Origin of the sequence: Pseudomonas sp. NFPP24 (genome assembly GCF_900112095.1) — a bacterium.
In the GTDB taxonomy this organism is placed as follows: domain Bacteria; phylum Pseudomonadota; class Gammaproteobacteria; order Pseudomonadales; family Pseudomonadaceae; genus Aquipseudomonas; species Aquipseudomonas extremorientalis.
Genome location: NZ_FOKD01000001.1, coordinates 180,338 through 205,505, shown reverse-complemented (window position 1 = coordinate 205,505; position 25,168 = coordinate 180,338). Strand labels below are relative to the sequence as shown.

Below are 25,168 nucleotides of genomic sequence, written 5' to 3'. Positions count from 1 at the left end.
CCTGCAAAGATTCCAGCACCCGCAGAGGTGCCCCCCAACCAATGCCTACAACCCGTGAGTGTGCTATGGAACCCGGAAACGCCCAGCTGTCGATGACGGTATTGATGACCCCTGACATGGCCAACTTCTCAGGCAATGTCCACGGTGGCACCCTGCTCAAGTACCTCGACGAAGTGGCCTATGCCTGCGCGAGCCGCTATGCCGGCCGCTATGTGGTCACACTGTCGGTGGACCAGGTGATCTTTCGCGAGCCGATCCATGTCGGCGAGCTGGTGACCTTCCTCGCGTCGGTCAACTACACCGGCAACACCTCGATGGAGGTGGGCATCAAGGTAGTGACCGAGAACATCCGCGAACGCTCCGTGCGCCATACCAACAGCTGCTTCTTCACCATGGTCGCCGTGGACGACCAGCGCAAACCGGCCGCCGTGCCCCCGCTGCAACCGCAGAACAGCGAGGACAAGCGCCGATTCGTACAGGCTCAGCAGCGTCGACAGATCCGACAGGAACTGGAGAAGCGCTACCAGGAAATCAAGGCAGACGCACTGTAGGCCATTTCCCGCCTTTAGGAGCGAGCAACTGCGCTCCTACAGCCGCCAGCACTGATCATCGTGGGCACAGACATCAAAGCGCTGGTCCAACTGGCTCATGCGCTCCATATGATGATTCACGATGTCCACCATCACCGCTTTGCTGGTGTTCTTGTAGTACTGCGCCATCAACTTGTCGTTCGCCTTGACGCGCTCGACCACGGCGGCGTCCGTCGGGTTCTGCCATTGCTCCAGGATCGCATCTTCGGTGCCGCTCAGGCGCATGCGGTAAACCCGCTCATACAGCTCGAGGGTACGCGCCTTGCGGCCGGCCATTTCCTGATTTACCCGTGCATAGTTCTCACGGTATTGAGTCCAATAGGCCTCAGGCGGAGTGAACTGGCCGAACCGCGCCTTGCGCTCGGCGATTGCCTCCTCGACGGCTTGCGGGCGCTGCGCCGTGTCAGGCTCCATCAACGTGATGAGTTGCATATGGGTTTCAACGATTGCGTTGATCAACGCAGTTCGGTGTGGCGTATCCGGGATCACCTTGCCGAATATCGGGCTTTTGCCCGCGCACGATGGCATGCCGTTCTCGAATATCGGCTGTGGAATGCGCACGTCCTTGCCACCGGAGCGCGTCAGGCGCTGCAACGAGGTCGTGCAGATGCCCCGCGCCATATCGAAGGTCACTTCGTACTCTTCCCCGGCCTTTGGCGTGATACTCATTGATTTGCCGCAGACATAGCTGCCGCCATTGGTGTTGATCATCAGCATGGTTTCCTTGCCGGGAGCCAGCTTGAACTCCAGCAAGCCCCTGGCCTTGGCCGGAGGGGGCACCGACATGCCGACACGCCGCCGGGTATCGACCAGGAAAATATTATTGAGCATGCCGGTGGTCTGGCCCATGCAATGTTGCGCATCGTAGACGTCGATGGTGGTGTTGGACGTATTGGAGATAAAGCGCAGTTTCGCAGCGTCCGGCTCGGTGGCGTCAGGGTAAGTGCCGTTCACACTGCAACCGCCCAGCAACGACGTCAGCACCAGAGCGGTCAGCGCCCGTGGCGAAGGGAATACGGGAGACATGGTTCTTCCTTGAAAAGCACAGGGGACTAAGAGGCGCCCGATAGTACCGGACGCTCTTTGCCTGACTCAATCAGGAATATTCCTACAATCCAATGGGAGTGGCTTCGAAACGCACGCGAGGATGGGCAATACGATCCTGGGCGCGCACCAGCTCCAACTCGTAACTGGCGCAGGCCTGGGTTTCCAACAACACTTCGTGGACCGCTGCAGCGGTGAATTCGAAGGCGGCGAGCAGGCTATCGCCCAACAGAACACGTGCCAGGAACAGCCCCGAGGTCAAATCGCCCACCCCGACCGGCTGACGTGGGAACGCCAGCAGCGGCCGTCGCAGGTGCCAACTGCCTTCGGGGGTCACCAGCAGCATCTCGAAACCGTCCGGCAACTTGCCCGGATAATCCAGGTGTTTGACCAATACGGCCTTCGGCCCACGCGCCAGCAACGCCTTGGCCATGGCCAGGCAATCGAACAGCGATTGCGGCTTGCGCCCGGCAAAGCTGTCCAGTTCCAGTTGGTTGGGGCACAGGAAGTCGGCCATGGCCGCGGCTTCGTCCAGCAGGAAATCGCTGACTTCCTGGGGAACGATGCAGCCTTTTTCCGGATGCCCCATCACCGGGTCGCACAGATACAGGGCCTTGGGGTTGATGGCCTTGATGCGCGCCACGCCAGTCAGGATCGCCCTGCCCTGATCGGCGCTGCCCAGGTAGCCGGACAGAATCGCATCGCAATTGCCCAGCTCGCCGATGGCGGCAATGCCTTCCACCAACGCGGGAATCTGCTGTGGCGCCAACACTTCTCCCGCCCATTGGCCATACTGGGTGTGGTTGGAGAACTGCACCGTGTTCAGCGGCCACACGTTCACCCCAACGCGCTGCATGGGGAACACGGCGGCGCTGTTTCCGGCGTGGCCAAAGACCACATGAGACTGGATCGCAAGCAGATGAGGTGTGCGTTTCATGCGGGAGATTTCCGTAAAACCAATGAAATTCTGGCCGCGCAGTATGCGACTAAACGCAGCCTGTACGACAGACCGGCGACACAGTTAAGCTGCTCTCACTTTGTTGGAGTTTTTCGCATGCTGACCCTGGGAAACATGTTCGTGTTGATGCTACTGGCGACCGGTGCCGCCTGGGTTTGGCACAACCATGGCCTGCGCGAACGGGCGCTGGAGCGGGTCAAGCAGCATTGCGCCAAGCTCGACATCGAACTGCTGGACGGTGCGGTGGCACTCAAGCGCATCGGTTTTGTAAAGGATGCCAACGGTCGGCGGCGCCTGGCGCGCATCTACAACTTCGAGTTCACCGTGACCGGCGAAACCCGCCATCCGGGGACCATCACCCAGTTTGGTGCCCACAGCGCACAGATCGAACTGGCGCCCTACCCGTTCGAGATCAAGACGCCGTTGCCCAGTGCCGAGGTGATCGAGCTGAGCCAGTGGCGCCAGGACCACGCGTCCAAGAAGCGTCACTGACGGCTGGCGGCCAGCGCACGCTGTAACACGCCCACGTCCTGTGGCTCGCTGAAGATCAATTCGATACGCGAATCGCGCCGCCATTCGCTGGGTTGCCAGGTGAGCGGGCCGTTATCCACAGCATTGGCGGACACCCAGCCTTCGGCACTGTGGATAACCAGTTTGGCGCGGCGCCAATCAAGGCTTGTAAGCCAGTTATGCAGCTGCGGGGTGTCGAACTGCTGGCTGGGGTGCCAGCGCCAGCCAATGCTCCAGCCGCCCTCTTGAGCCTGGCTCAGGCAAATGGGCTGGTCAGGATCGGTCCAGATGGCCGGCATTTGCGCCAGGCCTTTGGGTACGGCGAAGTTGTCCACAGCCGCAGCAGCCCGCGCGTCAAGGCCAGGTAAATGCGCCAGCGGCAAATACGCCTGTCGAGTCCAGTAAAGCGGGCATTCCGGTAACTGGTGCTCGATCTGCTCGCGCTGCGCCGCATCCAGCGCTTCATCCTTGTTCAACACCAGCAACCCGGCACTCGCCAACGCCTCCTGCTGCGCTGGGGGCAGGGGCTTGTCCGCCGCCAGCGCTTGCGCATCCAGCACCAGCACGCACGGCTGGACGGCCAGCACGCTCTGCCACGGTGCTTCGCGCAACTGCTTGAGCAACTGCGCCGGATGACCCAGGCCCGAGGGTTCGATAAACAGCCGATCGGGCTTAGCCTTACGCAGCAAACGGCCAAGACCTATCTGGAACGGAGCACCGTTCACACAACACAGGCAACCTCCGGCGACTTCGCCCAGGGCAATGCCGTCGTCATCCTGAGTGAGCAAGGCAGCATCCAGGCCGATCTGCCCGAACTCGTTGATCAGCACGGCCCAGCGCTCGTTGGCCGGGCGCTGGGCAAGCAGGTGCTGGATGAGGCTGGTCTTGCCGGCGCCCAGGGGCCCGGCAATCACGTGGGTAGGAATGTTCTGCAACATGAGGGGCATCGTTCGGACCGTGTAGAGCGTTTGATCCTACGCGGTTATGCGAGCCAATCCAGTGTCAGGATCAAGCGGCGCTCGTCGGCCCTCAGTGCGGGTGAACGGTGAATCAGGCCATGGCCTTCATTGCCATGCCATTTGGTGCCCTTGAGCAAGGCGACTTCGCCGCAGTGGATCTGCTCGATACGCTCGGTGGGTTCGGCATCCGGCTGGCTGAGCTTGCGACGGTCCATCACGCCTTCACGCAACCACTGGCTGCCGACTCCGGCATAGGTGGTGATCAGGCGCACCGGCACGTGGTCGACGTGAAAACGCGGGCACATGGCTTTATCCAACAGACGCAGGCGCACGCCGATACGCTTGGCACCAAGCAGACAGGCGAACGCGCTGACCAGCCACGACACATCGGCGATGAAGCCTTCGTAGCCCTCAAGATCACGACAACTCGACGCCAAACCCTGCAAGTTTGGCTCGGCGTCGTCGTTGTTGAGCTCGATGACCATGGAGTCGGCCAACGGCTCGTTGAGCGCCACCAGCAAGGCGCCGAACTCGGCGATGTGCAGCGGCAGCTGGCGCTGCCACAGCGCCAGGTTGACGCCGTCTTCGAGGATATCGGACAGCGCCAGCGGGGTGTCACCGCAGGTCTGGCGAATCACGGGACGCAGGGGAATCACCGGGGCCAGCATCAGGCGGCTGCCTCCTCATACCAGGGGCCAAAAGGGTCGGCCAGCAGGCGCCAGCCTTCGACGCCCAGGGCCATTTCTTCATCGGTGAGCAAGCACGCATCCAACTCGGCGCGCATGCGGGTGAAGTCGATGTTCTGGCCGATAAACACCAGCTCCTGGCGGCAGTCGCCAGTGCTCAGTTGCCAGTTGCCCATGATCGCCGCGATGCTCTCTTCGTCCTGAGGCCATTGGCTTTTGGGCACAAAGCGCCACCAGCGGCCGGCAAACCCATGACGCATCAGGCCACCGGCCTGGGACCAACTGCCCGCATCCTGGTGTTTGCTGGCGAGCCAGAAAAAACCCTTGGAACGCAGCAGTTTGCCGTTGACCCACGGGCGGTCGATAAAGTCGAAAAAGCGCTGCGGATGAAACGGGCGGCGAGCTCGATAAGCGGTGGAGGCAATGCCGTACTCTTCGGTTTCCGGCACATGTTCACCGCGCAATTCCTGCAGCCAGCCCGGCGCCTGGGCGGCGCGCTCGAAGTCGAAACGGCCGGTGTTGAGGATCTTGTTCAGCGGCACCTCCCCCATGACCATCGGGATGATTTCCGCCTGGGCGTTGAGGCGTTCGAGGATTGCCATCAATTCTTCACGTTCGCGGCTGCTGATCAGGTCGATCTTGCTGATGAGGATCACGTCAGCGAATTCGATCTGCTCGATCAACAGGTCGGTGATGGAGCGCTCGTCTTCTTCACCGAGGGTTTCACCGCGCGAGGCCAGGCTTTCGGCGGCCTGGTAGTCGAGCAGGAAGTTCATGCCATCGACCACGGTGACCATGGTGTCCAGGCGGGCGATATCGGCCAGGCTTTGCTCGTTTTCATCACGAAAGGTGAAGGTCTCGGCCACCGGCAAGGGCTCGGAGATACCGGTGGATTCGATCAGCAGGTAATCGAAGCGACCTTCCTTGGCGAGTTTTCCGACTTCTTCCAGCAAGTCCTCGCGCAAGGTGCAGCAGATGCAGCCGTTGCTCATCTCCACCAGTTTTTCTTCGGCGCGGTTGAGGGTGACGTCGCGCTGGACTTCACTGCCATCGATATTGATTTCGCTCATATCGTTGACGATCACCGCCACCCGCAGATTTTCGCGGTTGCGCAGGACGTAGTTGAGCAGCGTGCTTTTACCGGCGCCGAGAAAGCCGGACAACACAGTAACGGGGAGGCGATTGGGCATCAGGTATTCCTCATCAGGGTTGGCCGGTCAAATCGCCCGTTTATGGCGTTCGCGCAGCTCTTCACGTTCTTTGGCTTCGATACACAGGGTGGCGGTAGGACGCAGCAACAAGCGCTGCAGGCCGATGGGCTCGCCGGTCTCGCGGCACCAGCCGTACTCGCCGCGTGCCAGCAATTCGAGGGCGTCGTCGATCTTGTCCAACAGCTTCTTTTCCCGCTCCAGCAGGCGCAGTTGCCATTGGCGCTGTTCTTCGGCGCTGCCCACATCGGCAGGGTCGCTGTTGGTTTCCTGCTCGCGCAGCAGCAGGAATTCGGCGTCGATACGCGCTTGCAGCTCATTGCGTTGCGCCAGCAGCAACTCACGGAAGAAGCCTTGCTGGGCTTCATTCATATAGTCGGCGGGCGGTTGGGCCAGCAGGTCTTGTTCGGTCATGGAGAACGGTTCACGGGTCAGGCTGTGCTTTAATGTTATAGTATAACAATACAAATAAGCCAATCCCCTCTTGCTCACCACGACGAAGGGCGCAATGCTTGAACACTTCCCTGCCACGAGAAACCTGATGAAATACCTGGTGTGCGCCCTGTTTTTGGCTGCGGCGGGACCTGCCTGCGCCCAGGCCCCCAACCTGTTGGCCCACTGCACGCGCAGCGCCAACCTGCTGGCTTGTGTCGACCCATTGGGCAATGCCTACAGCGTGGCGACGGTCGGCAGTACCACGTATCTGCGCGGATACGAGGTGATAGGCAAGCGCTACTGGGCACAGACCAACAGCCGCTACGGGCAGCTGACCTTTTTTACCGGGTTGGCGTCGGACGGTGAGGCGTGGGTCGGCTACACGCGGCGCGTGGGCTGGACCACCCTCAACCGGTTTTCCAGTTCGGGTGGTGCCAGCGCAAAATTCACCTGCAGCCGTATAACGGGTTGCTAGACCTGGGCGTTCTTCTGTTCCTGCACCCACGCCATGTAGCTGTTCATCGGTGGGTTCTTCTGGAAATACTTTTTCAAGCCTTCGAACAACCCATCGGCAACCGCTTGTTGATGCCGCGCGGTAACCAGCCGCGCACTGTCACGCGCATTGGAGATAAACCCGGTTTCCACCAGGATCGACGGCACGTCGGGTGACTTGAGCACCGCGAATCCCGCCTGTTCCACGCGTTTCTGATGCAGGCTGGTGATGCCTTCCAGGCTGCCCAGGATCGAGTGGCCCAGTTGCAGGCTGGAGGCGATGGTAGCGTTCATCGACATGTCCAGGATTACCCCGGCCAGCATCGGGTCCTTGTCCTTGAGATTGAGCAGGCTGGTGGCGCCGAGCAAGTCGGCACCGTTTTCCCGTTGCGCCATGAACCGCGCCGTGGCGGACGTCGCGCCGCCTTCGGACAGGGCATACACCGACGCGCCCGAGGCGGTGATGCGTGGTGCCGCGTCCGCATGCACGGAGATGAACATGTCGGCATTGTGCTTGTGGGCGATCTCCACCCGTTTGCGCAGCGGTACGAAGAAATCGTCGTTGCGCACCAACTTCACGTCAAAGCCTTTCTCGCGCTTCAAGCGTTTGGCCAACAGTTGCGCAATGGACAGCACCACGTCTTTTTCACGCTGGCCCTTGGAGCCGACTGCACCCGGGTCCTTGCCGCCGTGGCCGGGATCCACCACCACGATGATGTCGCGCTTGGGGTGGGCCTTGTCCACGCGCGGCGCAGGTTCAGCGGCCATCTGGCGAGGCACCTGGGTGGCGCTGGTCAGGTCCAGTACCAGGCGATGACCCTGGCCGTCCTGAGGCGGCAATAGAAAGCTGTTGAGCTGCATCGGTGCGACCAGGTCCAGCACGATGCGCGTATCGCCTTTACCAAAATGCCCCGAGCGAATCGAGGTGATGCCGCTGTTCTTCAACGCCAACTGAGAGAAATCACCGCTGAGCCCAGCCCCGCTCAGATCAATGATCAGGCGCTCCGGCGCGCTCAGGGTGAAGGTCTTGTATTGCACCGGGCCGCTGAGGTCGAACACCAACCGCAGCTTGTCGTCCGAGCGCCACAGGCGGGCGTTGCTGATCTGCGTGGCGTGGGCTGCAAATGGCAAGGTGAAAAGAGGGCTGGCCAGAAGCAGGTTAAGAAGCTGACGTCTGTGCATGAAAAGTTACCGCAAAAAGGAGCGTCCCTGCTCGACATGACTGAAAAAAGGCTGGCGCAGAAAAACCATCGTCGACACAATAGTTATACTATAACATGTCTTTTTATTTCCAATGATGGACCTGCTCATGAATGCGCTGACTCTGCCGGATATCGCCGCGCAGGCTTCACGCCAAGCCTTGCCACTCGACTGGGTAGGCATGTGCGGCATCGCCCTGCCGATCCTCATCGACGGCGAGCGTCTTGCTGCTACTGCCGATGCCGGCGTAAGCCTGGATGATGGCGCCGCCCGTGGCATTCATATGTCACGCCTGTACCTGGCGCTGGAGATGCTCGACCAGCAGCCGCTTACACCTGCACTTCTGCGTAATGTACTGCAGCGTTTTCTCGACAGTCATGAAGGTTTATCTAATAACGCCTACCTGCGTATCCATACCGATCTGCTGCTCAAGCGCTCGGCGCTGGTCAGCCCGTTGGCTGGCTGGAAAGGCTACCCGGTGAGCATCCAGGCCCGCCTGGAAAACCAGATGTTCCACGTGGAACTAAAAATTGACGTTACCTATTCCTCAACCTGCCCGTGCTCCGCCGCCCTCGCCAGGCAATTGATTCAGCAGCAATTTCTGCAAGACTTCGGCAACACCCCGCTGCAGCATGAAGACGTGTTGACCTGGCTCGGCAGCGCCAACGGCATCGTCGCCACACCTCACAGCCAGCGCAGCAGCGCGCAGTTGCTGATCGAGCTGGACGGCGACCAACCCAGCCTGCCCATCACCGAACTGATCGATAACGTCGAAGCCGCCCTCGGCACCGCCGTACAAACCGCTGTAAAACGCGCGGACGAACAAGCCTTCGCCCTGGCCAATGGGCAGAACCTGATGTTCTGCGAAGACGCCGCCCGCCGCCTGAACCTCGCCTTGAAACGCTCGGATGCGGTCAACGCCTTCCACCTGAAAGTGATCCACGCCGAAAGTCTGCACGCGCACGATGCCGTGGCGGAAAGCCGCTGGACGAGAAACCCTGCATGATCACCTGCACCGCCTTACGCTGGGGCGCCCCAGGCCAACCGCTGACGCCCGCCCTCGACCTCACTCTGGAAAAAGGCAGCCTCACCGGCATCATCGGCGCCAATGGCACCGGCAAAAGCAGCCTGCTCAAGGTCATCGCCGGCCTGCAAAAGCCCTTGGCGGGCAAGGTCACGGTGGCGGTTCCACGCCGTGGCGGTCTGTCGTTTCTGCCGCAGCAACAGCACCTGGACCGCCAGTTCCCGATCAGCCTGCAAGAGCTGGTCGCCGCCGGCTTCTGGGGCACCCAGCTCTCCCCGCAACAACGCAGCCGGCGCCTTGAAGCCGTGCTGGAAGACTGGTACCTCAGCGGCCTGGAACATCGCCCGCTGATGGCTCTCTCCGGCGGCGAACTGCAACGCGCCCTGCTCGCGCGCATGAGCCTGGCCGAAGCGCCGGTGCTGCTGCTCGATGAACCCCACGCCGCCCTCGATGAAGCAGGCCAGGCGCTGTGCTGGAAACACATCCACGCCTGGCACGATCAAGGCCGTACGCTGATCGTGGTCTGCCATGACCTTGCCTCCGTGCGCCATCACACCCAGCACGTGGTGCAGATCAAGAATACCGGCTGCCTGTTCGGCCCCAGCAAAGAGCTGATCCGCCCACAGCCCCAAATGCAGGTGGCCTGATGCACTTCGCCGCCCACCTGTGGATGCCCTTCCTCGACTTCGTGTTCATGCGTCGTGCGTTGATCGGCGGACTGGTACTTGCCTGCAGCACCGCGCCGCTGGGTGTGTTCCTGATCCTGCGACGCATGAGCCTGATCGGTGACGCCGTGGCACACGGCATCCTGCCCGGCGCCGCACTCGGTTTCTGGTTTGCCGGCCTCAGCCTGCCGGCCCTGACCATCGGCGGCCTCGGCGCCGGCTTGAGCATGGCCGGCCTGTCCGCGTGGATCACCCGTCGCACCGGCCTGCGTGAAGACGCCAGCCTCGCCGCCATCTACCCCATCTCCCTCGCCGCCGGCGTGTTGATCCTCGGCATCGCCGGCAAGCGCCTGGACTTGCTGCACCTGCTGTTCGGCTCGGCCCTGGCGGTGGATGAAACCACCCTCACCGGCATGCTCTGGGTCTCCGGGTTCAGCCTGATCGCCATGGCGGTGATCTACAGACCGTTGCTGCTGGACACTCTCGATCCGCTGTTCCTGCAAACCGTCAGCCGCCTCGGCCCACTGGCCCACGGGTTGTTCCTGACCCTGGTGGTGCTGAACCTGGTGATCGGTTTCCAGGCCATCGGCGCCTTGATGGTGGTGGGCTTGATGATGTTGCCGGCCATCGCTTCACGTTTCTGGAGCCGGCGCCTGCCGGTGTTGATCGCGGTATCGGCGGTGCTGGGAAGCCTGTCGGTGTGGCTGGGTTTGTTGTTGTCGTTCTACTACTCGTTGCCCAGCGGCCCGGCCATCGTGCTGGTGGCGGGTGCCGGGTATCTGCTGTCCGTGGTCTTCGGTCCGGTGCACGGCTTGCTGCGCCGCCCGCCCTCCCTTACATCCCAATGAGGTGTTTCCCAATGCGCGCTTTACTCGTGCTGTTCAGTCTGCTGCTGCCGTTGTCGATGGCCCAGGCCGCCGACAAACTCCAGGTGGTGACCAGTTTCAGTATTCTCGATGACATCACCCACCAGATCGGTGGCGATCACATCCAGATCAGCAACATGGTCGGCCCTGACGCCGACGCCCATACCTACGAACCAACGCCGGACGACGCGAAGGCGCTGCTCAAGGCCAAGCTGATCATCAAGAACGGCCTGGGCTTCGAGCCGTGGCTGGACCGGCTGGTGGCCAGCACTGAAACCAAGGCGACCGTGGTCACCGCCAGCAAAGGCGTGATTTCCCACACCATGGAAGAGGACGGCGAAACGATCCCCGACCCCCACGCCTGGCACAACCTGGCCAACGCCGAAATCTACGTGAACAACATCACCAAGGCGCTGGTCGCCGCCGACCCGGCGAACAAGGCTGACTACCTGCGCAACAGCCAGGCCTACCTGAAAGAAATCTACCGCCTGCTGGCCGAAGCCAAGGCCAAGTTCGGTGCGCTGCCAGCAGGCAACCGCCGCATCGTCACCTCCCATGACGCCTTCGGCTACCTGGGCCAGGCCTACGGCATTGAGTTTCTTGCGCCCCAGGGTCTGTCCACCGAACGTGAACCGTCCGCCGCCGAGGTCGCCGCGCTGATCACCCAGATCCGCAAAGATAAAGTCAAAGCGGTGTTCATGGAAAACATCAAGGACTCGCGCCTGCTCAAGCAGATCGCAGACGAAAGTGGCGCGCAGATCGGCGGCACGCTCTACTCCGACGCCCTCGCCGCGCAAGGTCCGGCCAGCACCTTTACCGGGCTGTTCGAATACAACCTCAACACCTTGTGCGCGGCCCTGGGCAAGCCATGACCCTGAGCATGCTCGATCTGGAAGGGGCTGCCGTGGGCAGCCGCTTTCCACTCGGACAGGTGCTCGACGCCCTGCCCTGGAACAGCGACGGCCTGATCGCCGCCATCGCCCAGCAACACGGCAGCGGTGAAGTATTGATGCTGGCCTGGATGAACCGCCAGGCCCTAAACGAAACCCTGGCCACCGGGCAAGTCTGCTACTGGTCACGCTCGCGTCGGCAGCTATGGCGTAAAGGCGAAAGCTCCGGCCATTGGCAACAACTGGTCGAAGCGCGCCTGGATTGCGACGGCGACGCGGTGTTGCTGATCGTCGACCAGCACGGCCCGGCCTGCCACACCGGTCGACCGACCTGCTTCTACAACGCTATCGATGGCGACTACGTTCACATCCTCACGGAGCCCCCAGCATGATCCGCAAGAACCCATCCGGCGATCTTCCCGTCATTGCCGAGTCAGCCTACGTCGACAAGACCGCAATCATCTGCGGCAAGGTCATCATCGGCGAGAACGTCTTCGTCGGCCCCTACGCGGTGATCCGCGCCGATGAAGTCGACGCCAGCGGGGGCATGGACCCGATCACCATCGGCGCCAACTCCAACATCCAGGACGGCGTGGTCATCCACTCCAAGTCCGGCGCGGCGGTGACCATCGGCGAGTTCACTTCCATCGCCCACCGCTCCATCGTCCACGGCCCCTGCAGCGTCGGCGACCGTGTGTTCATCGGCTTCAACAGTGTGCTGTTCAACTGCGCCGTGGGTGATGGCTGCGTGGTGCGTCACAACTCGGTGGTCGACGGTCGCGATTTGCCCGCCGCCTTCTACGTGCCCTCCACCACCCGCATCGGGCCTGCCACCGACCTGTCGCAATTCCCGCCGGTCAGCGTAAGCGCCTCGGAGTTTTCCGAAGACGTGGCGCGTACCAACGTCGATCTGGTGCGTGGCTACAAAGCCCTGCAAAACGAGTTCTGAGCCATGAGTCGCGTGCTGATTCGCAATGCCCGCCTGGTGAATGAAGGCCAGGAGTTCGACGCCGATGTACTGGTCGCCAATGGCCGTATCGAGAAGATCGCCGCCAGCCTTGACGGCTATAACGAGCCGGTGGAAATCGACGCCCAAGGCCAGTGGCTGCTGCCGGGCATGATCGATGACCAGGTGCACTTTCGCGAACCCGGCGCGCCGGACAAAGGCAGCTTCTACAGCGAATCCCGCGCCGCGGTGGCCGGCGGCATCACCAGCTTCATGGACATGCCCAACACCAACCCGGCCACCTTGAACCTGCAAGCGCTGGCCGACAAGAAACGCCGTGCCGCCCTGCACTCGGTGGCCAACTACGGCTTTCACTTTGGTGTCAGCAACGAAAATCTGGACACCGTCGCCGCCCTCGACCCGCGTGAAGTCGCCGGGGTGAAAGTATTCATGGGAGCGTCCACCGGCAATATGCTGGTGGATGACCCGCGGATCCTGGAGCGCCTGTTCGCCGAAGTGCCAACCATCCTGCTGGCCCATTGCGAACACACGCCGAGTATCCAGGCCAACGAACAACGTCTGCGCGAGCGCTTCGGCGACAATATTCCCGCCGTCGCGCATCCACTGATCCGCGATGCTGAGGCGTGCTATCGCTCCTCATCTTTTGCCGTGGAGTTGGCCAGGCGCCATGGCACGCGCCTGCATGTGCTGCACCTGACCAGCGCCCGCGAACTGGCGCTGTTCGATGACAAGCCCCTGACCGAAAAACGCATCACCGCCGAAGTCTGCCTGCACCACCTGCTGTTCGACGACCGCGACTATCACCGCCTCGGCCACCAGATCAAATGCAATCCGGCGATCAAGAGTCGTGCCGACCGCGACGCCTTGCGCCAGGCCTTGCTGAGTGATCGATTGGACGTGATTGGCAGCGACCATGCGCCTCACACCTGGGGGCAAAAACAATTGGGTTACCGAGAGGCGCCGTCCGGACTGCCGCTGGTGCAACACGCGCTGCCGGCACTGTTGGAACTGGTGGCTGACGGGCATCTGCCGCTGACCACGCTGGTGGCGAAGACCAGTCATCGCGTGGCCGACCTGTTCGCCATCCCGGATCGGGGTTACCTACGCGAAGGCTATTGGGCCGACCTGGTGCTGATCAAACCCGAGCCCCACGGCAAGCCGGTGAGCAGCGAGCCGATCCTGGCCCGCTGCGGTTGGACCCCCTTCGCCGAGCGCAGCTTTCGTCATAGCGTCGGCACCACGCTGGTCTCCGGCCACTTGGCCTGGCACAACGGTCAGGTAGTCGACAGTTGCCAGGGCCTGCCATTGCATTTCCTGCGTTAAGCGCGAGGCTTGACCGTACCGCAATCGTTGCCCAGCCACTGGGCGTGACTGTCGAGGCTGCCCTTTTGCTGGATACCAGTGGCATTGAAGGTGCCGTTGATGGTGGTGGTGAATTCCTTCTGACTCTGGAAGGTCGCCACGCCCGTGCCCTGGGCTTTCGGGCAACTGAAGCGGAATTTCCACCGGTTGCCGGTCTTGTCCGTCACTTGCTGTTTGCAGCCCGATTGCGGGTCGGTCAACGGGATAGAATCAGAGGCGACCTGCGCCGGTGTCAGGCACACCTGCACGCCTTTGCCGGCCATGGTGATGCCTTGTTTTTCCAGCATGGCGCGCTGTTCGGGGGTCATTTGTTGCTTGAGTTGACCAAGGATCAGCGACAGGTCCGGCAGGTCCTGGTTATCGACTTTCATATTGCTAGTGGTCAATTCCCACAAGCCCGGCGCCAGCATCTGCGCCTGTGCGGCCACCGGCAGCGACAACCCCATAACCATGGCTAAAGACAGCAGACGTGCATTCATCGGGTAACTCCTGGTTAATGTTGGGCGTTAGACGCCGCCAGGGCGCCAGTGTTGCACGGCAAATAAAATAGCGACATTCGTAAGCAGACATGGTCTGTTAGGCACTTGGATTGCCTGGAGTACCGTCGTCCATGGATTTCTTTGGCCCGCACCTGCTCGCCTACTTCATCGCCACGCTGCACTTTCTCGGGACTCTCGCCGCGATCCACGCGGTGCTGACCGTCAGGACCGCCCAAGGCTCGATCGCCTGGGCCTTGTCGCTGATGTTCATGCCCTACCTCACGTTGATCCCCTACCTGATCTTCGGCCGCAGCACGTTCGACGCCTACATCCAGGCCCGCCGCCAGGCCAACCAGGAAATGCACACCGCGATCACCGCGCTGAACTGGCGCCCCTGGGTCGAGGAAGCCCTCGCGGCGCGCAACTCCAGCGCGTACACCTCTTTGCGCGCCATGCCCAAGCTGGGCCGCATGCCGTGCCTGGCCAACAATGAAGTGCGCTTGTTGATCAATGGCGAGGCCACGTTCAGCGCAATCTTCGAGGCCATTCGCAACGCCAGGACGGCGGTGCTGTTCCAGTTCTTCATCATTCATGACGACGAGCTTGGCCGCCAACTGCACGCGCTGTTGAAGGAAAAAGCGGCTGAAGGCATAGACATCCACGTGCTCTATGACCGCATCGGCAGCCACGCCCTGCCCCACCGATATGTGCAATCGCTGCGGGACGCCGGGGTGAAAGTCAAAGCGTTCGCCACCCGCGGCGGCTGGCTCAATCGCTTCCAGGTCAATTTCCGCAACCACCGCAAGATCGTGGTGGTGGACGGCATCACCGGGTTTGTCGGCGGGCATAACGTCGGCGATGAATACCTGGGCAAGAAACCACCGCTGGCGCCGTGGCGCGATACCCATGTGCAGGTGACCGGCCCGGTGGTGGCGTGTTTGCAAGAGTCGTTTGCCGAAGACTGGTTCTGGGCTGCACGCGAGCTGCCGCCGCTGATCCTGCCGGACGCCTACCCGGAAGACGGCGTGCTCTGCCAATTGCTCGCCAGCGGTCCCGCCGACCCGTATGAAACCTGCTCATTGTTTTTTGTCGAGGCCATTCATGCGGCGACCGAACGCGTATGGATCACCAGCCCGTACTTCATCCCCGACGAAGCGGTGTTCGCCGCCCTGCGCCTGGCAGTGCTGCGCGGGGTCGATGTACGCCTGTTGCTGCCCTCACGGCCCGACCATCGCATCGTCTACGCGGCATCAAGCCTTTACGCGATCGAAGCCGTGCGCGCCGGAGTACGGGTGTTCCGCTACACGCCGGGCTTCCTGCATCAGAAAGTCGTGCTGGTGGACAGCGAAATCAGCGCCATCGGCAGTGCGAACATGGACAACCGCTCGTTCCGGCTGAATTTCGAAGTGATGTTGCTGACGGTCGACGAAGCCTTCGCCCGGGAAGTGGAGCTGATGCTGCTGGACGACTTTGCCCTGGCCCATGAGGTCAGCCAGCAAGAGAGCCGCGAGACGCGCCGCCTGCAACAACTGGGCATGCGGGTCGCGCGGCTTATTTCACCGATTCTTTAACACACTGCGGTGAACCCTGTGGGAGGGGCTTGCCCCCTCCCACGCTTGGACCTTCATTTTTCGCAGAAACGGGGTTAGCGGTAGATATCTTCCCGCGTCCACGGCAGGTCATGGCTGCCATCGGCATGGGGTTTCACCGCCAGGATCTGGTGCAGGTTGATCCAGCCCCGGGCAAACGCATAGGCGCAACCGGCCAGGTACAGGCGCCAGATGCGTAGCGCCTGCTCCGGCACCATCTTCGCCGCCGCCTCCAGGTTGTCTTCCAGGCGCTCGCTCCAATGGTCCAGGGTACGCGCGTAGTGCAGGCGCAGGCTCTCGACGTCGACCACTTCCAGCCCGACTTCACTGATCTCGGCGGTCATCATCGCCAGGTGCGGCAGCTCACCGTTGGGGAACACATAACGCTCGATGAACTCCCCGGCGCCACGACCGACCGGGCGGCCATCGGTGTGCTTGGCGGTAATGCCGTGGTTCATCACCAGGCCGCCTTCGCGCACGGCGCCGAACAGGGTCTTGCAGTACTGCGCCAGGTTGGCGTGGCCGACGTGTTCGAACATGCCCACGCTCACCACTTTGTCAAAACGGCCGTCTTGCGGCAGGTCGCGGTAGTCGAGCAATTGCAGGTCCACCTGGTCTTCGAGGCCCTCGGCCTTCACCCGTTCCCGGGCCAGGGCCAACTGCTCCTTGCTCAGGGTGATACCAAACACCTTGACCCCGAACTCCCGCGCAGCAAACCGCGCCAACCCACCCCAACCACAACCTACGTCGAGCAAATACTCGCCCGGCTGCAGCCGCAGCTTGCGGCACAGATGGCGGAATTTGTCTTGTTGCGCCTGGTCGATGGATTCGCTGCCGGTTTCGAAATAACCGCAGGAGTACGCCATGTCCTGGTCCAGCCACAGCTGGTAGAACTCGTTGGACAGGTCGTAATGGTAGGAAATAGCCGCTGCGTCAGTGGCCTTGTCGTGGATCGAGCGCACCGGACGACTCCCCTCGTCGTCTTCGATCAGGGCGTGACTCAATTCGTCACACACCCGGATGACCTCGGAGATGGAGCCTTCCAGCTCCAATTTACCCTCGACGAAGGCTTCGCCCAATGAATCGAGCGTGGGATGGGTCAGTTTGTTAACAACCGTGGGGTCCTTCACCACGATGGTCACACTGGGCTCGGGGCCCAAGTTGAATTCATGGCCATCCCAGAGTCGAAGACGCAGCGGTAGCTGAAGATTCTGTAAGGCCGGTGGAAGTTGCGCGAGCATGAGTAGTCCCCCCTTGTTTCAGACGTCTGCTGTGAGGGTAGACCATCCGAAGACAAAGTAGGAGGCTATCGATTTGATAGCGGTCCTCTATGGGGCTCGGCGCTCGAGCAAACCATCCTGGACCCACTGTTTCAGCCACGTCACGGCTTGCAGTGGAGCACCCTCTGCATAAGTGACTGCCAGTTCCGCGCACAGTTCTGAAAAACTCCAGCCGGTGGTCACCATGCCTGCCAGGGCGCAGATTTCTGCAGGTTCCAGGCTGCGGTAGTGGCACACATTCTGGTGCCGCCATACCAGGCAGATCTGCACCGGGTCCAAGGCCTGGCTGTGGGGGAACTTCGACTCATCCTTGCTGGCTCGCCAGATCGCCACGGTATTGAAGCGGCAGAAGACCTGTTGCACGGAGGGCGCCAGCGTCACCTGCAGGCCCGGCCAGTCTTCAGGGGCCAGGCTTGCCATGTCGTGAAGGGTCAGCGGTTCGCCCTGCGGCGCGTCGAATGCCAGGGTAAACGCCCACTCCAACCGCGCCAGCTCCGCCAGCGGCACACCTTGCTCCGCCACCAGATACTCAAGGATAAACGTCGGGAAACGCTCGCCCAGCCAGCGCAGGCTGTAATGGGCCGAGGGGTAGCGCCGCACATAGGCTTCGGTCAGCGCGGCAAACTCGTCATCCCCCAGCCAATAGAGAATGGCGCTGAAGTCATGCCGCAAGACGTCCTGCAACCGCGAGATATATGCGTTGTGATAAATCGCCAGGCCCGTGTCCACATCCAGCGTCGGCCCGCCCAGCAGGGTCGCGGCGAAGCCACTGTTGGCGACAGGTGTTTCGGATAAAAGGTGCTGTTCGAAGGCCAGCTGCCAATCGGTCAGGCGCATAACGATCTCCTGGCCAACGCCATGGCGCCCAGTTCACGGGCTTTGCTGAGCTCGGTAAGCAACTCTTCGAAGGGTGGGAAATGGTCGTCCCGCTCCAGTAGCGTCGACACCGGCCCCAGGTGCTCCAGCGTCTGTTGATAGAGGTCCCACACCGGGTCACACACCGGATGGTCATGGGTATCGACCACGTAGTCGCCGTAGTCCATGTGCCCGGCCAGGTGCAGCTGGCGGATGCTCTGCGGCGGCAGGTTGCGGATAAACGTCCAGGCATCGAAGCCATGATTGCGCGAGCTGACGTACACATTGTTGACGTCCAGCAACAACTGGCACCCCGACAGGTGGGCCAGGGCGTTGAGGAATTCCCACTCGGTGAACTCATCGGCCTTGGAACGCACGTAACTGGAGACGTTTTCCAGCACCAGCGGGCGTTCCAATGTGTCCTGCACTTGGCGCACGCGGGCGGCTACGTGATAGAGGCTTTCTTCGGTGTAAGGCAACGGCAGCAGGTCGTGCAACTGGTGGGCGCTGCCGCGGCTCCAGCACAGATGATCGGACACCCACGCCGGCTGGATACGCTCGGCGAGCTGTCTGATCTGCTTAAGATAGTCGGTGTCGAGGGCATGGGGCCCGCCGATGGACAGGGACACCCCATGCATCACCAGCGGATAACGCTCGGCTATCGCGTCCAGGTAGTACAAGGCTTTACCGCCCTGGACCAGGTAATTCTCGGAGATCACTTCGAACCAATCCACAGCCGGCGATTGTTCAAGGATCTGTTCGTAGTATTCGTTGCGTAAACCCAGGCCGTAACCCAGGAAGGGAAGAGACATGGCCATTGCGGACTCCTGGAAAAGTGTCCGCAGCGGCTTGAAGGCTCGCTGCGGTTGCACTCGGCTTGCGATTACTCGCCGACCTTGCCGCCGGCGGCGTCGCAGGCGGCCTTGGTCATGGCCTTGAAACCGTGACCTTTGCAGACAGCCTGGCCTTTACAAGCGTTTTCAGCGGTCTTGCAATCGTTCATGCCTTTGCAGGAGGTGACGCCGTAGCAATGAACAGTAGCGTCGGCGGCCTGTGCCTGGGTAGCGACACCGGCGAACATGGTGGCGGCAGCGATAGCCAGGGCAGCACCGGAAACGGCATTTTTGATGTTCATTTTTTATATTCCTCAACGATCAGTAGGGGTGTCGGGCTGAACGGATTGTTCAGTCTCGACACACCACTAGAGTGAGGCCCCTCATCCGCGTTACAGGGGTGCGCAAAAATTTCTGAAATTATTCTTCAAGCTTCAAAAGGGGCTCCTGGAAGCGCAGCAAGCGCCCGGCATTACCCAGGACCAGCAAGGTGCTGAGGTTATGCAACACCGCAGCAATCATCGCCCCGGCAGCGCCCAACCAGCCAAACGCGGCGAATATAACGATCGCCAAGGTCCAGCCCAGACCGATGATCACGTTGACCTGCAACGTCTGCCGGCACTGACGACTCAAGCGCACGCACGTCCCCAGGCGCCGCAGGTCGCTGCCGATCAACACCACATCCGCCGATGCCAGGGCGATATCCGCCCCGCCCGCGCCCATGGCCACGCCGACCACACCGGCCTTGAGCGCCAGCGAATCATTGATGCCATCCCCCACGACCATCGGCCGGAAACCGCTGCCGATTTCACCCAGCACGCGGTTGAGCTTGTCTTCCGGCAGGGCCTGGGCTTGGACGTCACTGATGCCCACATCCAGCGCCAGGCTGTCGGCGACGCTCTGGCGGTCGCCGGTGAGCAACAGTTGACGACCGAGGCCAAGGTCGCGCAGCTCTTGCAGGGCCTGGCGGGCCTCCGGCTTGACGCTATCGGCCAGCAACAGCCAGGCCAGAAACTGACCGTCCAACGCCAGCCCGGCGATGGGCCCATCGTGGTTCGGCACCGGCGTGGTCGCGATGCCCAACTGCTCGAACAATTCCGGGCGGCCCAGAGCCGCTTCGCCCTGATCGGTCTGCGCCACCACGCCGAGGCCCTGGCGTTCGCGGATATCCGTCAGCGCCAGCCTGTGTTCCTGCGTCGCCAACCCCGCCAACGCCCGGCTGACCGGGTGGCTGCTGGCCGAACCCAGGCTCGCCGCCAGGTTCAACAACACCTGCCGGTCCGGCGCCGTGGTGTCGATGGCGTGCAGACGCAGAGCGCCATAGGTCAGGGTGCCGGTCTTGTCGACCACCAGGGAGGTCAGGTCCGCCAGTTCTTCGAGGAACGCCGAGCTGCGAATCAGAATCCCATGCCGTGCCGCCACGGCGATCCCGGCAATCGCCGTGGCCGGCGCCGACAGCACCAACGCACACGGACACGCCGCCACCAGCACGGCAAGCATCGCCTGGGCATCATTGGTCACAAACCAGGTCACCGCCGCCAGCAGCAGCACCAGCACCATATAGCTGCCGGCGTACCGCTCCAGCAACCGCGTGATCGGCGGCTTGGAACGCTCAGCGTTCTGCATCAGTGCGATGACTTTGCCCAGGGTGGACTCGTTACCGGTGCGGGTCACTTGCAGGCGCAGCAACCCATCGAGGTTGATCGCCCCACCAAACACCTGCACACCCACGCTGGCTTCCAACGGCACCGACTCACCGGTAATCGGCGCCGTGTCCAGGCTCGCCTGGCCTGACAGCACCACGCCATCCGCCGGCACCCGGTCGCCGGCACGCACCTCGACGATGTCACCGGTATTCAGCGTGCCATTGTCTACTTCCCGGATGCTGCCATCGGCCTGCACCAAACGCGCATGGCTGCGGGTCAGCTTGCCCAGGGCATGGATCGCCTCCTGGGAGCCGATCACGCTGCGCTCTTCCAGCACATGACCAAAAATCATGATGATCGGCAGCAACGCGGCGGTCAGCAGGTCACCCGTGGCCCAGGCGCCGAGCATGGCCAGGGCGATCAGTTGGTCGGTGATGCCATGCAGGCTGGGGAATCGCAGGCTGTACCACGCCGAACGCATCACCGGCACTGCCACCAACAGCGATGCGACACCCAGCAGCAACTGGCTCACACCGCTCTGGTCCGGCGCCAGCCAGCGCCACACCAGGCCCAGCGCCAGCAACCCCAGGGCCAACATAGCCAGGGTCAATTGCCGGGCAGCGCTGCGCTGTTCTGCAGAGGTCAGCATGGGTGCGCTCATTGTTCGGCTCCCTGGATGATCAAGCGAGCGTCGTCTTTCGGATCGACCGTGGTCACGGAACCAGCCTGGCCGAGAATCTTCGGCAGGCGCTCGCGGTACAGGCGCATCAGCAAGCCCGGGTCTTTCACCTGGGCCAGGCTGGCGACGGTGGCGGTCTGCGCCTGGGCATTGGCCAGGCGTTCACTGGCCTGGGCATGGGCGACTTGCACCAGGCGGTCGGCCTGCTGGGTCGCGGTCTGGGTGAGTTTCTCGGCGTCGGTGCGCGCATTGGCCACCGCCTTGTCGGCCTGCTGGCTGGCGGTGAGTACCGCATTGAAGGCATTCACCGCCGGGCCCGGCAGGCTCGACTGCACGTCGACGCGAGTCACTTCGATGCCCAACCCCAAACCTGTGGACGCTAGCTCCACGAGGCGCTTGTTGATGCCTTGCACCAGGTCGCCGCGCAGCCGTTCGCGACGTTCGGCGGCGCCGTTGTCGGTGCCGATCAGTTCGGGGCGAGCCACCAGGATCGTGTCCAGGTCACGTGCGGCGGCCAGGGCCACGGCGCTGCGGGTCACCAGTCGATCCAGGGCGGGCAGCACATGCTCACCCTGCAACACAAAGGCGTAAGGCTCGGTGACTTTGTAGAACACCCGCACATCCAGTTGCACCACGCCGGCATCGCCGGTCAGCAGGTACCCGGAGCCGGCCAGTGCATCACTCAGCGGCGTGGCGAAACTGGCTACGCGGTCGGCCTGGGTCGCCGCATCGGAGCGCAACAGGTTCTCCACCCGACGCTCGATCACCCGGTCAGCCGCCGGCAACAGCACCACCTGCTCGAACGGCTGCGGCCACGCCAGCAACAGCCCGGCATTCTGGATGCGGTCGAGGGCGCCGAAGTGCAGCACCACGGCACGGTTCTGCGGGTCGATCTGGCGCACATTGGAAAACGCCCAGGCCAGTGCCGCCAGCACCGTCACTGCGTACAGAGCCAGGAACGTCAGGCGCCCGGCCTGTATCCATGGGCTGTCCGGGCTCTCACGCTCGGTCATGGCTGGATGTCCTTCGGTCCGTCTACCAAGGCACGGAACGGCGCAGCGTCGGTGCGCAGGATGATCTTGGTGCCCGGCGTGACCACGGTGCCCAGGGTATCCAGCGAGCGCAGCAGGTTATACAGCTGTGGATTGCCGGCGTAGGCACGGCCGTAGATCTGCGCGGCTTCGACCCGGGATTGCGCTTCGATATCGGCGGCTTTCACCGTGGCATCGGCCTGCATGATGCGCGCATCACGCTCGGCGGCAGAGCGGATCTGCGCCGCCTCGCGCTTGCCCACGGCGGTGCGTTCGGTGGCGATGGTTTCCCGCTCGGCACGCATGCGGTCGACGGTGGCCGTCAGGGTGACCGACGGCAGCGTCAGCCGTTCGATACCGACCTGTACCACACGCACCCCGTAAGTATTGAGCAATTGTTGATCAATCTGCTGGCGCAGTTGTGCTTCGAAATCAGCGATGCGCACCTGGCTGGCGTCGGTGTTGATCAGGCTCGAAAGGTCGAAGCTGGCCGCCGTGGTTTCCAGCGCCGAGCCGACGAAGGTGCGGATCTGCCGCGCCGCTTCATCCGGCTGGTTCTGCACCGCACGCATGAAGCGCTGCACATTGTCCGCATCGCCCTGCACCTGCCACGCCACGTAGGCCTGCACGATGATGCGCAGGCCATCGCGGCTGCCCACATCCTGCAGACCGCTGGAGGTGGTGCGCAGGCGCAAATCCACCGGGATCGCCGCTTCGAACGGCGCTGGCCAACGCCAGCCCAGGCCGGGCTCCAATAGCACCCGCGCCGGGTTGCCGAACCGGGTAATCACCGTGGCCTCGCCGGACCGCACCTGCACCAGGCTGGCGGCTGCAACTGCAAACAGCACCAGCAACGCCGCCCAGGCCATGCGCCGCCAGGGGAATGGGCCGGCAGCGTGCTCGTCACCGTGATGATGATGGTGGTGATAGCCATGATGATGACCGTGATCGTGGGAATGAGCGCTCAACGGACCGACTCCTTATTGAACGGCTTTACGCGGCAGCGAAGGATCGGCCGGCAAGGTAAAAGAACGCAGATCGATCGTCGGCGCGCCATCGGCGCCCAGGCGGTGATCCAGGATAAGCAGCTTGGCGTGGGCCAGGCCCTGGCTGAGTAGACCGAGGTACTGTTCCAGCACGAACGCCTGCCCGGCGGTGGCATAGGCTTTTTGTTCAGCGGCAAAACGCAGGTCGGCCGCCTGGGCGCCAGCGTTCACTTCGCGGGCGCTGGCCGTGGCCTGGTCGCGGGCGGTACTGGCTTGCAACAAGGCCTGGTTGGTTTGCTCGCTGGCCGCGCCGCGCTCGCGGGAGATCAGCGCCTGGGCGCCGATCTGCGCGGCTTGCACGCCGTGGTAGGCGTTGGCGGCACCGGCCGGCGGGTGGATCGCCTCGACCACCGTGGCGAGGATTTCCACGCCACTGTCGAGCTTTTGCAGGTCGGCCTGCACGGCGCGGCCGATTTCGTCGGCCAGGCTGGTGCGTTGTTCGCCGAGCAATTCGTCGAGAGTGCGCGATGCGAAGTCATGTACGAGGATGCGGCTGGCGGTGCTGCGGATCAGGGTCGGCACGTCCGCGCTGTTATAGGTGGCGGCGAGCGCGGCCTGGTCGCTGAGGCCGATGCGGTAGACGAAACGCACGTCCATGTTGACGATCTGGAAGCCCTGCTTGTCGCCGCTGCTGCTGGCGATCACCTGGGACTTGTCGTTCACATGGCTGGCGTCCCACAAGCGGTTGGCGATCAGCGGCGCCGGGGCTTCGGCGGGCGTCAACGCCGGCGCGGCGGCGTCGCTGACACTGGTGGCCAGCTCGTGCACCACGCCGTTTTCGACGCTGATCACGCGGCCCAACGGCCAGGGCAGGCCGGCATGCAAACCGGGGCCGAATACCTGGATGGGTTTACCGAAGCGTTCATAAATCCCACGGCCTTGCAGCGGCACTTCATGCACGCCGGTCAGTGCCCAACCTACTGCCAGCACCACCAGCAGCACCGGCAGGAACGCCCGGCGCATGTAGGTAAACGCCCAGATCTGGCGCAGGTCGATGCCGAAGCGGTTATGCAATTCGTGCTGCAAGGCGAGCAAGGGTTGAGGCGGCCAGCGCAGCAGCCCGGCGATAAAACTGTGCGCCATCAGGCGGGGCTCAAGGCGGGGCTGGCGTGGGCTGAACAGCGACAACACGGCCCTCAGTACAAACTCCAGCGAGACCAGTGCCGGCAGCAGGCCGATCAACACCGCCAGGCGCAATGGCCAGATGGACTCGGCACCAGCGAACAGCAGGCAAATCGCACTGAGCACCAGGCACACAATCGCCACCCGACTCAACTGCGCGAGCTGCCCGGCTTCCGGCCATTGCGCGGCGGTTTCCTGGGCCAGGCGACGTTCAAATACCAGCAAGCCAAACGCCAGGGCCAACGCCAGCGCGGCGCCGATGCTGGCCGACTGGCCGACCGGAGCAGCGGGCAACCCCAGGTTCCAGAACTCGACAATACTGATCAACGCCAGCAACGCCCAGCCGCCAAGCCACAACACGGGCGTGCCGATCTGCGTGCCAAAACGCTGCATCAGCCGTGCATAGCGGCCGGGATCTTCAAGCGGCACTTCAGCCGCGGGTTGCTCCATCGCCTGGGCGCGCCAGTCCGCCACCCACCACGCCGATTGCAATCCGGCCACCAGCAGCAGCAACGCCGACGCACAGTTGATCAACACAACCGGCCAGATCGACAGCGGCGCAAACAGCGCGACAAACAGCGCCAGCACCCAACCGGCAACGGCCAGCACCGTCAGGCTGATACCAGCCTGGCGCAATCGACGGGCATGAAACGACCCTTGTTGAAAACGCGGAAGGCCTTCCACCGAAGCGCCGTCAGCTTCCAGATCCACTTGCATCCACTCAACGCTCACGTGTACATAATTCGTTACGA

Annotated in this window: 27 protein-coding genes; 11 read left to right on the top strand and 16 right to left on the bottom strand. The window is 62.6% G+C overall.

Annotation, left to right across the window (positions count from 1 at the left end):
* The first annotated feature begins 65 nt into the window (after window positions 1–65).
* Window positions 66–551 (top strand): acyl-CoA thioesterase, encoded by a 486-nt coding sequence (locus BM026_RS00940; protein ID WP_033897247.1) that lies wholly within the window; start codon window positions 66–68, stop codon window positions 549–551.
* A gap of 36 nt (window positions 552–587) precedes the next feature.
* On the opposite strand, the gene BM026_RS00935 is transcribed toward BM026_RS00940, so the two are convergent.
* Together BM026_RS00935 and pdxY are read right to left on the bottom strand one after the other, a co-directional pair.
* Window positions 588–1,616 (bottom strand): hypothetical protein, encoded by a 1,029-nt coding sequence (locus BM026_RS00935; protein ID WP_093120268.1) that lies wholly within the window; start codon window positions 1,614–1,616, stop codon window positions 588–590.
* An 82-nt stretch (window positions 1,617–1,698) separates the two neighbouring features.
* Window positions 1,699–2,571, bottom strand: a complete 873-nt coding sequence (gene pdxY / locus BM026_RS00930; protein WP_071490850.1) for a pyridoxal kinase PdxY — start codon at window positions 2,569–2,571, stop codon at window positions 1,699–1,701.
* 117 nt (window positions 2,572–2,688) lie between these two features.
* Between pdxY and BM026_RS00925 the strand changes: the two genes are divergently transcribed.
* Entirely contained in the window at window positions 2,689–3,084 is a 396-nt protein-coding gene (locus BM026_RS00925) for a DUF3301 domain-containing protein (protein ID WP_092241567.1), read from the top strand.
* Here BM026_RS00925 and BM026_RS00920 read toward each other — a convergent pair.
* The 4 genes from BM026_RS00920 to dksA are packed head-to-tail and all read right to left on the bottom strand — an operon-like array spanning window position 3,078 to window position 6,369.
* Window positions 3,078–4,040, bottom strand: a complete 963-nt coding sequence (locus BM026_RS00920; RefSeq protein ID WP_093514230.1) for a CobW family GTP-binding protein — start codon at window positions 4,038–4,040, stop codon at window positions 3,078–3,080. The two genes, BM026_RS00925 and BM026_RS00920, sit on opposite strands and share 7 nt — an antisense overlap.
* Window positions 4,041–4,084: 44 nt before the next feature.
* Window positions 4,085–4,729: a DUF1826 domain-containing protein gene (locus BM026_RS00915; protein WP_071490852.1), complete on the bottom strand. Its 645-nt coding sequence runs from the start codon at window positions 4,727–4,729 to the stop codon at window positions 4,085–4,087.
* Window positions 4,729–5,937, bottom strand: coding sequence for a zinc metallochaperone GTPase ZigA (gene zigA / locus BM026_RS00910; RefSeq protein ID WP_092241563.1), 1,209 nt, complete (start codon window positions 5,935–5,937; stop codon window positions 4,729–4,731). Before zigA ends, BM026_RS00915 begins: the two co-directional genes overlap by 1 nt.
* A 27-nt stretch (window positions 5,938–5,964) precedes the next feature.
* The gene (dksA, locus tag BM026_RS00905) at window positions 5,965–6,369 is read right to left on the bottom strand and encodes an RNA polymerase-binding protein DksA (RefSeq protein ID WP_058424325.1); all 405 of its coding nucleotides are present in this window, start codon (window positions 6,367–6,369) and stop codon (window positions 5,965–5,967) included.
* A 127-nt stretch (window positions 6,370–6,496) separates the two neighbouring features.
* Here dksA and BM026_RS00900 point away from each other — a divergent pair, with 127 nt between their 5' ends.
* Window positions 6,497–6,865, top strand: coding sequence for a glutamine synthetase (locus BM026_RS00900; protein ID WP_093120259.1), 369 nt, complete (start codon window positions 6,497–6,499; stop codon window positions 6,863–6,865).
* Here BM026_RS00900 and BM026_RS00895 read toward each other — a convergent pair.
* Window positions 6,862–8,064, bottom strand: a complete 1,203-nt coding sequence (locus BM026_RS00895; RefSeq protein ID WP_092241559.1) for an N-acetylmuramoyl-L-alanine amidase — start codon at window positions 8,062–8,064, stop codon at window positions 6,862–6,864. The genes BM026_RS00900 and BM026_RS00895 overlap by 4 nt on opposite strands.
* Before the next feature lie 127 nt (window positions 8,065–8,191).
* Between BM026_RS00895 and folE2 the strand changes: the two genes are divergently transcribed.
* The 7 genes from folE2 to BM026_RS00860 are packed head-to-tail and all read left to right on the top strand — an operon-like array spanning window position 8,192 to window position 13,817.
* The gene (gene folE2 / locus BM026_RS00890) at window positions 8,192–9,088 is read left to right on the top strand and encodes a GTP cyclohydrolase FolE2 (protein ID WP_093527127.1); all 897 of its coding nucleotides are present in this window, start codon (window positions 8,192–8,194) and stop codon (window positions 9,086–9,088) included.
* On the top strand, window positions 9,085–9,753 hold the full coding sequence (locus tag BM026_RS00885; protein ID WP_093527125.1) for a metal ABC transporter ATP-binding protein: 669 nt from the start codon (window positions 9,085–9,087) through the stop codon (window positions 9,751–9,753). The genes folE2 and BM026_RS00885 overlap by 4 nt, the downstream gene beginning before the upstream one ends.
* Window positions 9,753–10,619 carry a metal ABC transporter permease gene (locus tag BM026_RS00880; RefSeq protein ID WP_071490858.1) on the top strand — a complete coding sequence of 289 codons (867 nt, stop codon included), beginning with the start codon at window positions 9,753–9,755 and terminating at the stop codon, window positions 10,617–10,619. The genes BM026_RS00885 and BM026_RS00880 overlap by 1 nt, the downstream gene beginning before the upstream one ends.
* An 11-nt stretch (window positions 10,620–10,630) precedes the next feature.
* On the top strand, window positions 10,631–11,509 hold the full coding sequence (locus BM026_RS00875; RefSeq protein WP_071490859.1) for a metal ABC transporter substrate-binding protein: 879 nt from the start codon (window positions 10,631–10,633) through the stop codon (window positions 11,507–11,509).
* Window positions 11,506–11,919: a phosphoribosyl-AMP cyclohydrolase gene (gene hisI / locus BM026_RS00870; RefSeq protein ID WP_093514234.1), complete on the top strand. Its 414-nt coding sequence runs from the start codon at window positions 11,506–11,508 to the stop codon at window positions 11,917–11,919. Before BM026_RS00875 ends, hisI begins: the two co-directional genes overlap by 4 nt.
* A complete protein-coding gene (locus BM026_RS00865; protein ID WP_093120247.1) occupies window positions 11,916–12,476 on the top strand; it encodes a gamma carbonic anhydrase family protein in 561 nt (186 codons plus the stop codon). Before hisI ends, BM026_RS00865 begins: the two co-directional genes overlap by 4 nt.
* A gap of 3 nt (window positions 12,477–12,479) precedes the next feature.
* Window positions 12,480–13,817, top strand: coding sequence for a dihydroorotase (locus BM026_RS00860; RefSeq protein ID WP_092241547.1), 1,338 nt, complete (start codon window positions 12,480–12,482; stop codon window positions 13,815–13,817).
* On the opposite strand, the gene BM026_RS00855 is transcribed toward BM026_RS00860, so the two are convergent.
* Window positions 13,814–14,335, bottom strand: a complete 522-nt coding sequence (locus BM026_RS00855; protein ID WP_093527123.1) for a DUF3617 domain-containing protein — start codon at window positions 14,333–14,335, stop codon at window positions 13,814–13,816. The genes BM026_RS00860 and BM026_RS00855 overlap by 4 nt on opposite strands.
* A gap of 131 nt (window positions 14,336–14,466) precedes the next feature.
* Between BM026_RS00855 and cls the strand changes: the two genes are divergently transcribed.
* Entirely contained in the window at window positions 14,467–15,906 is a 1,440-nt protein-coding gene (cls, locus tag BM026_RS00850; RefSeq protein WP_071490864.1) for a cardiolipin synthase, read from the top strand.
* 74 nt (window positions 15,907–15,980) lie between these two features.
* On the opposite strand, the gene cfaB is transcribed toward cls, so the two are convergent.
* The 8 genes from cfaB to hflK (BM026_RS00810) form a co-directional block, all read right to left on the bottom strand.
* Window positions 15,981–17,165 carry a C17 cyclopropane fatty acid synthase CfaB gene (gene cfaB / locus BM026_RS00845; protein ID WP_071490865.1) on the bottom strand — a complete coding sequence of 395 codons (1,185 nt, stop codon included), beginning with the start codon at window positions 17,163–17,165 and terminating at the stop codon, window positions 15,981–15,983.
* A gap of 87 nt (window positions 17,166–17,252) precedes the next feature.
* Entirely contained in the window at window positions 17,253–18,041 is a 789-nt protein-coding gene (locus BM026_RS00840; protein ID WP_093527121.1) for an HvfC/BufC N-terminal domain-containing protein, read from the bottom strand.
* On the bottom strand, window positions 18,032–18,877 hold the full coding sequence (locus BM026_RS00835; RefSeq protein ID WP_092241537.1) for an MNIO family bufferin maturase: 846 nt from the start codon (window positions 18,875–18,877) through the stop codon (window positions 18,032–18,034). The genes BM026_RS00840 and BM026_RS00835 overlap by 10 nt, the downstream gene beginning before the upstream one ends.
* Window positions 18,878–18,942: 65 nt before the next feature.
* Window positions 18,943–19,194: a BufA2 family periplasmic bufferin-type metallophore gene (locus BM026_RS00830; RefSeq protein ID WP_071490868.1), complete on the bottom strand. Its 252-nt coding sequence runs from the start codon at window positions 19,192–19,194 to the stop codon at window positions 18,943–18,945.
* Between the two features lie 118 nt (window positions 19,195–19,312).
* Window positions 19,313–21,199 (bottom strand): cation-translocating P-type ATPase, encoded by a 1,887-nt coding sequence (locus BM026_RS00825; RefSeq protein WP_092241535.1) that lies wholly within the window; start codon window positions 21,197–21,199, stop codon window positions 19,313–19,315.
* The gene (gene hflK / locus BM026_RS00820; protein WP_093527119.1) at window positions 21,196–22,230 is read right to left on the bottom strand and encodes a protease modulator HflK; all 1,035 of its coding nucleotides are present in this window, start codon (window positions 22,228–22,230) and stop codon (window positions 21,196–21,198) included. The genes BM026_RS00825 and hflK (BM026_RS00820) overlap by 4 nt, the downstream gene beginning before the upstream one ends.
* On the bottom strand, window positions 22,227–23,216 hold the full coding sequence (gene hflC / locus BM026_RS00815; protein WP_093527117.1) for a protease modulator HflC: 990 nt from the start codon (window positions 23,214–23,216) through the stop codon (window positions 22,227–22,229). Before hflC ends, hflK (BM026_RS00820) begins: the two co-directional genes overlap by 4 nt.
* A 12-nt stretch (window positions 23,217–23,228) precedes the next feature.
* Window positions 23,229–25,133, bottom strand: coding sequence for a protease modulator HflK (gene hflK, locus BM026_RS00810; protein WP_093527115.1), 1,905 nt, complete (start codon window positions 25,131–25,133; stop codon window positions 23,229–23,231).
* Window positions 25,134–25,168 lie beyond the last annotated feature (35 nt).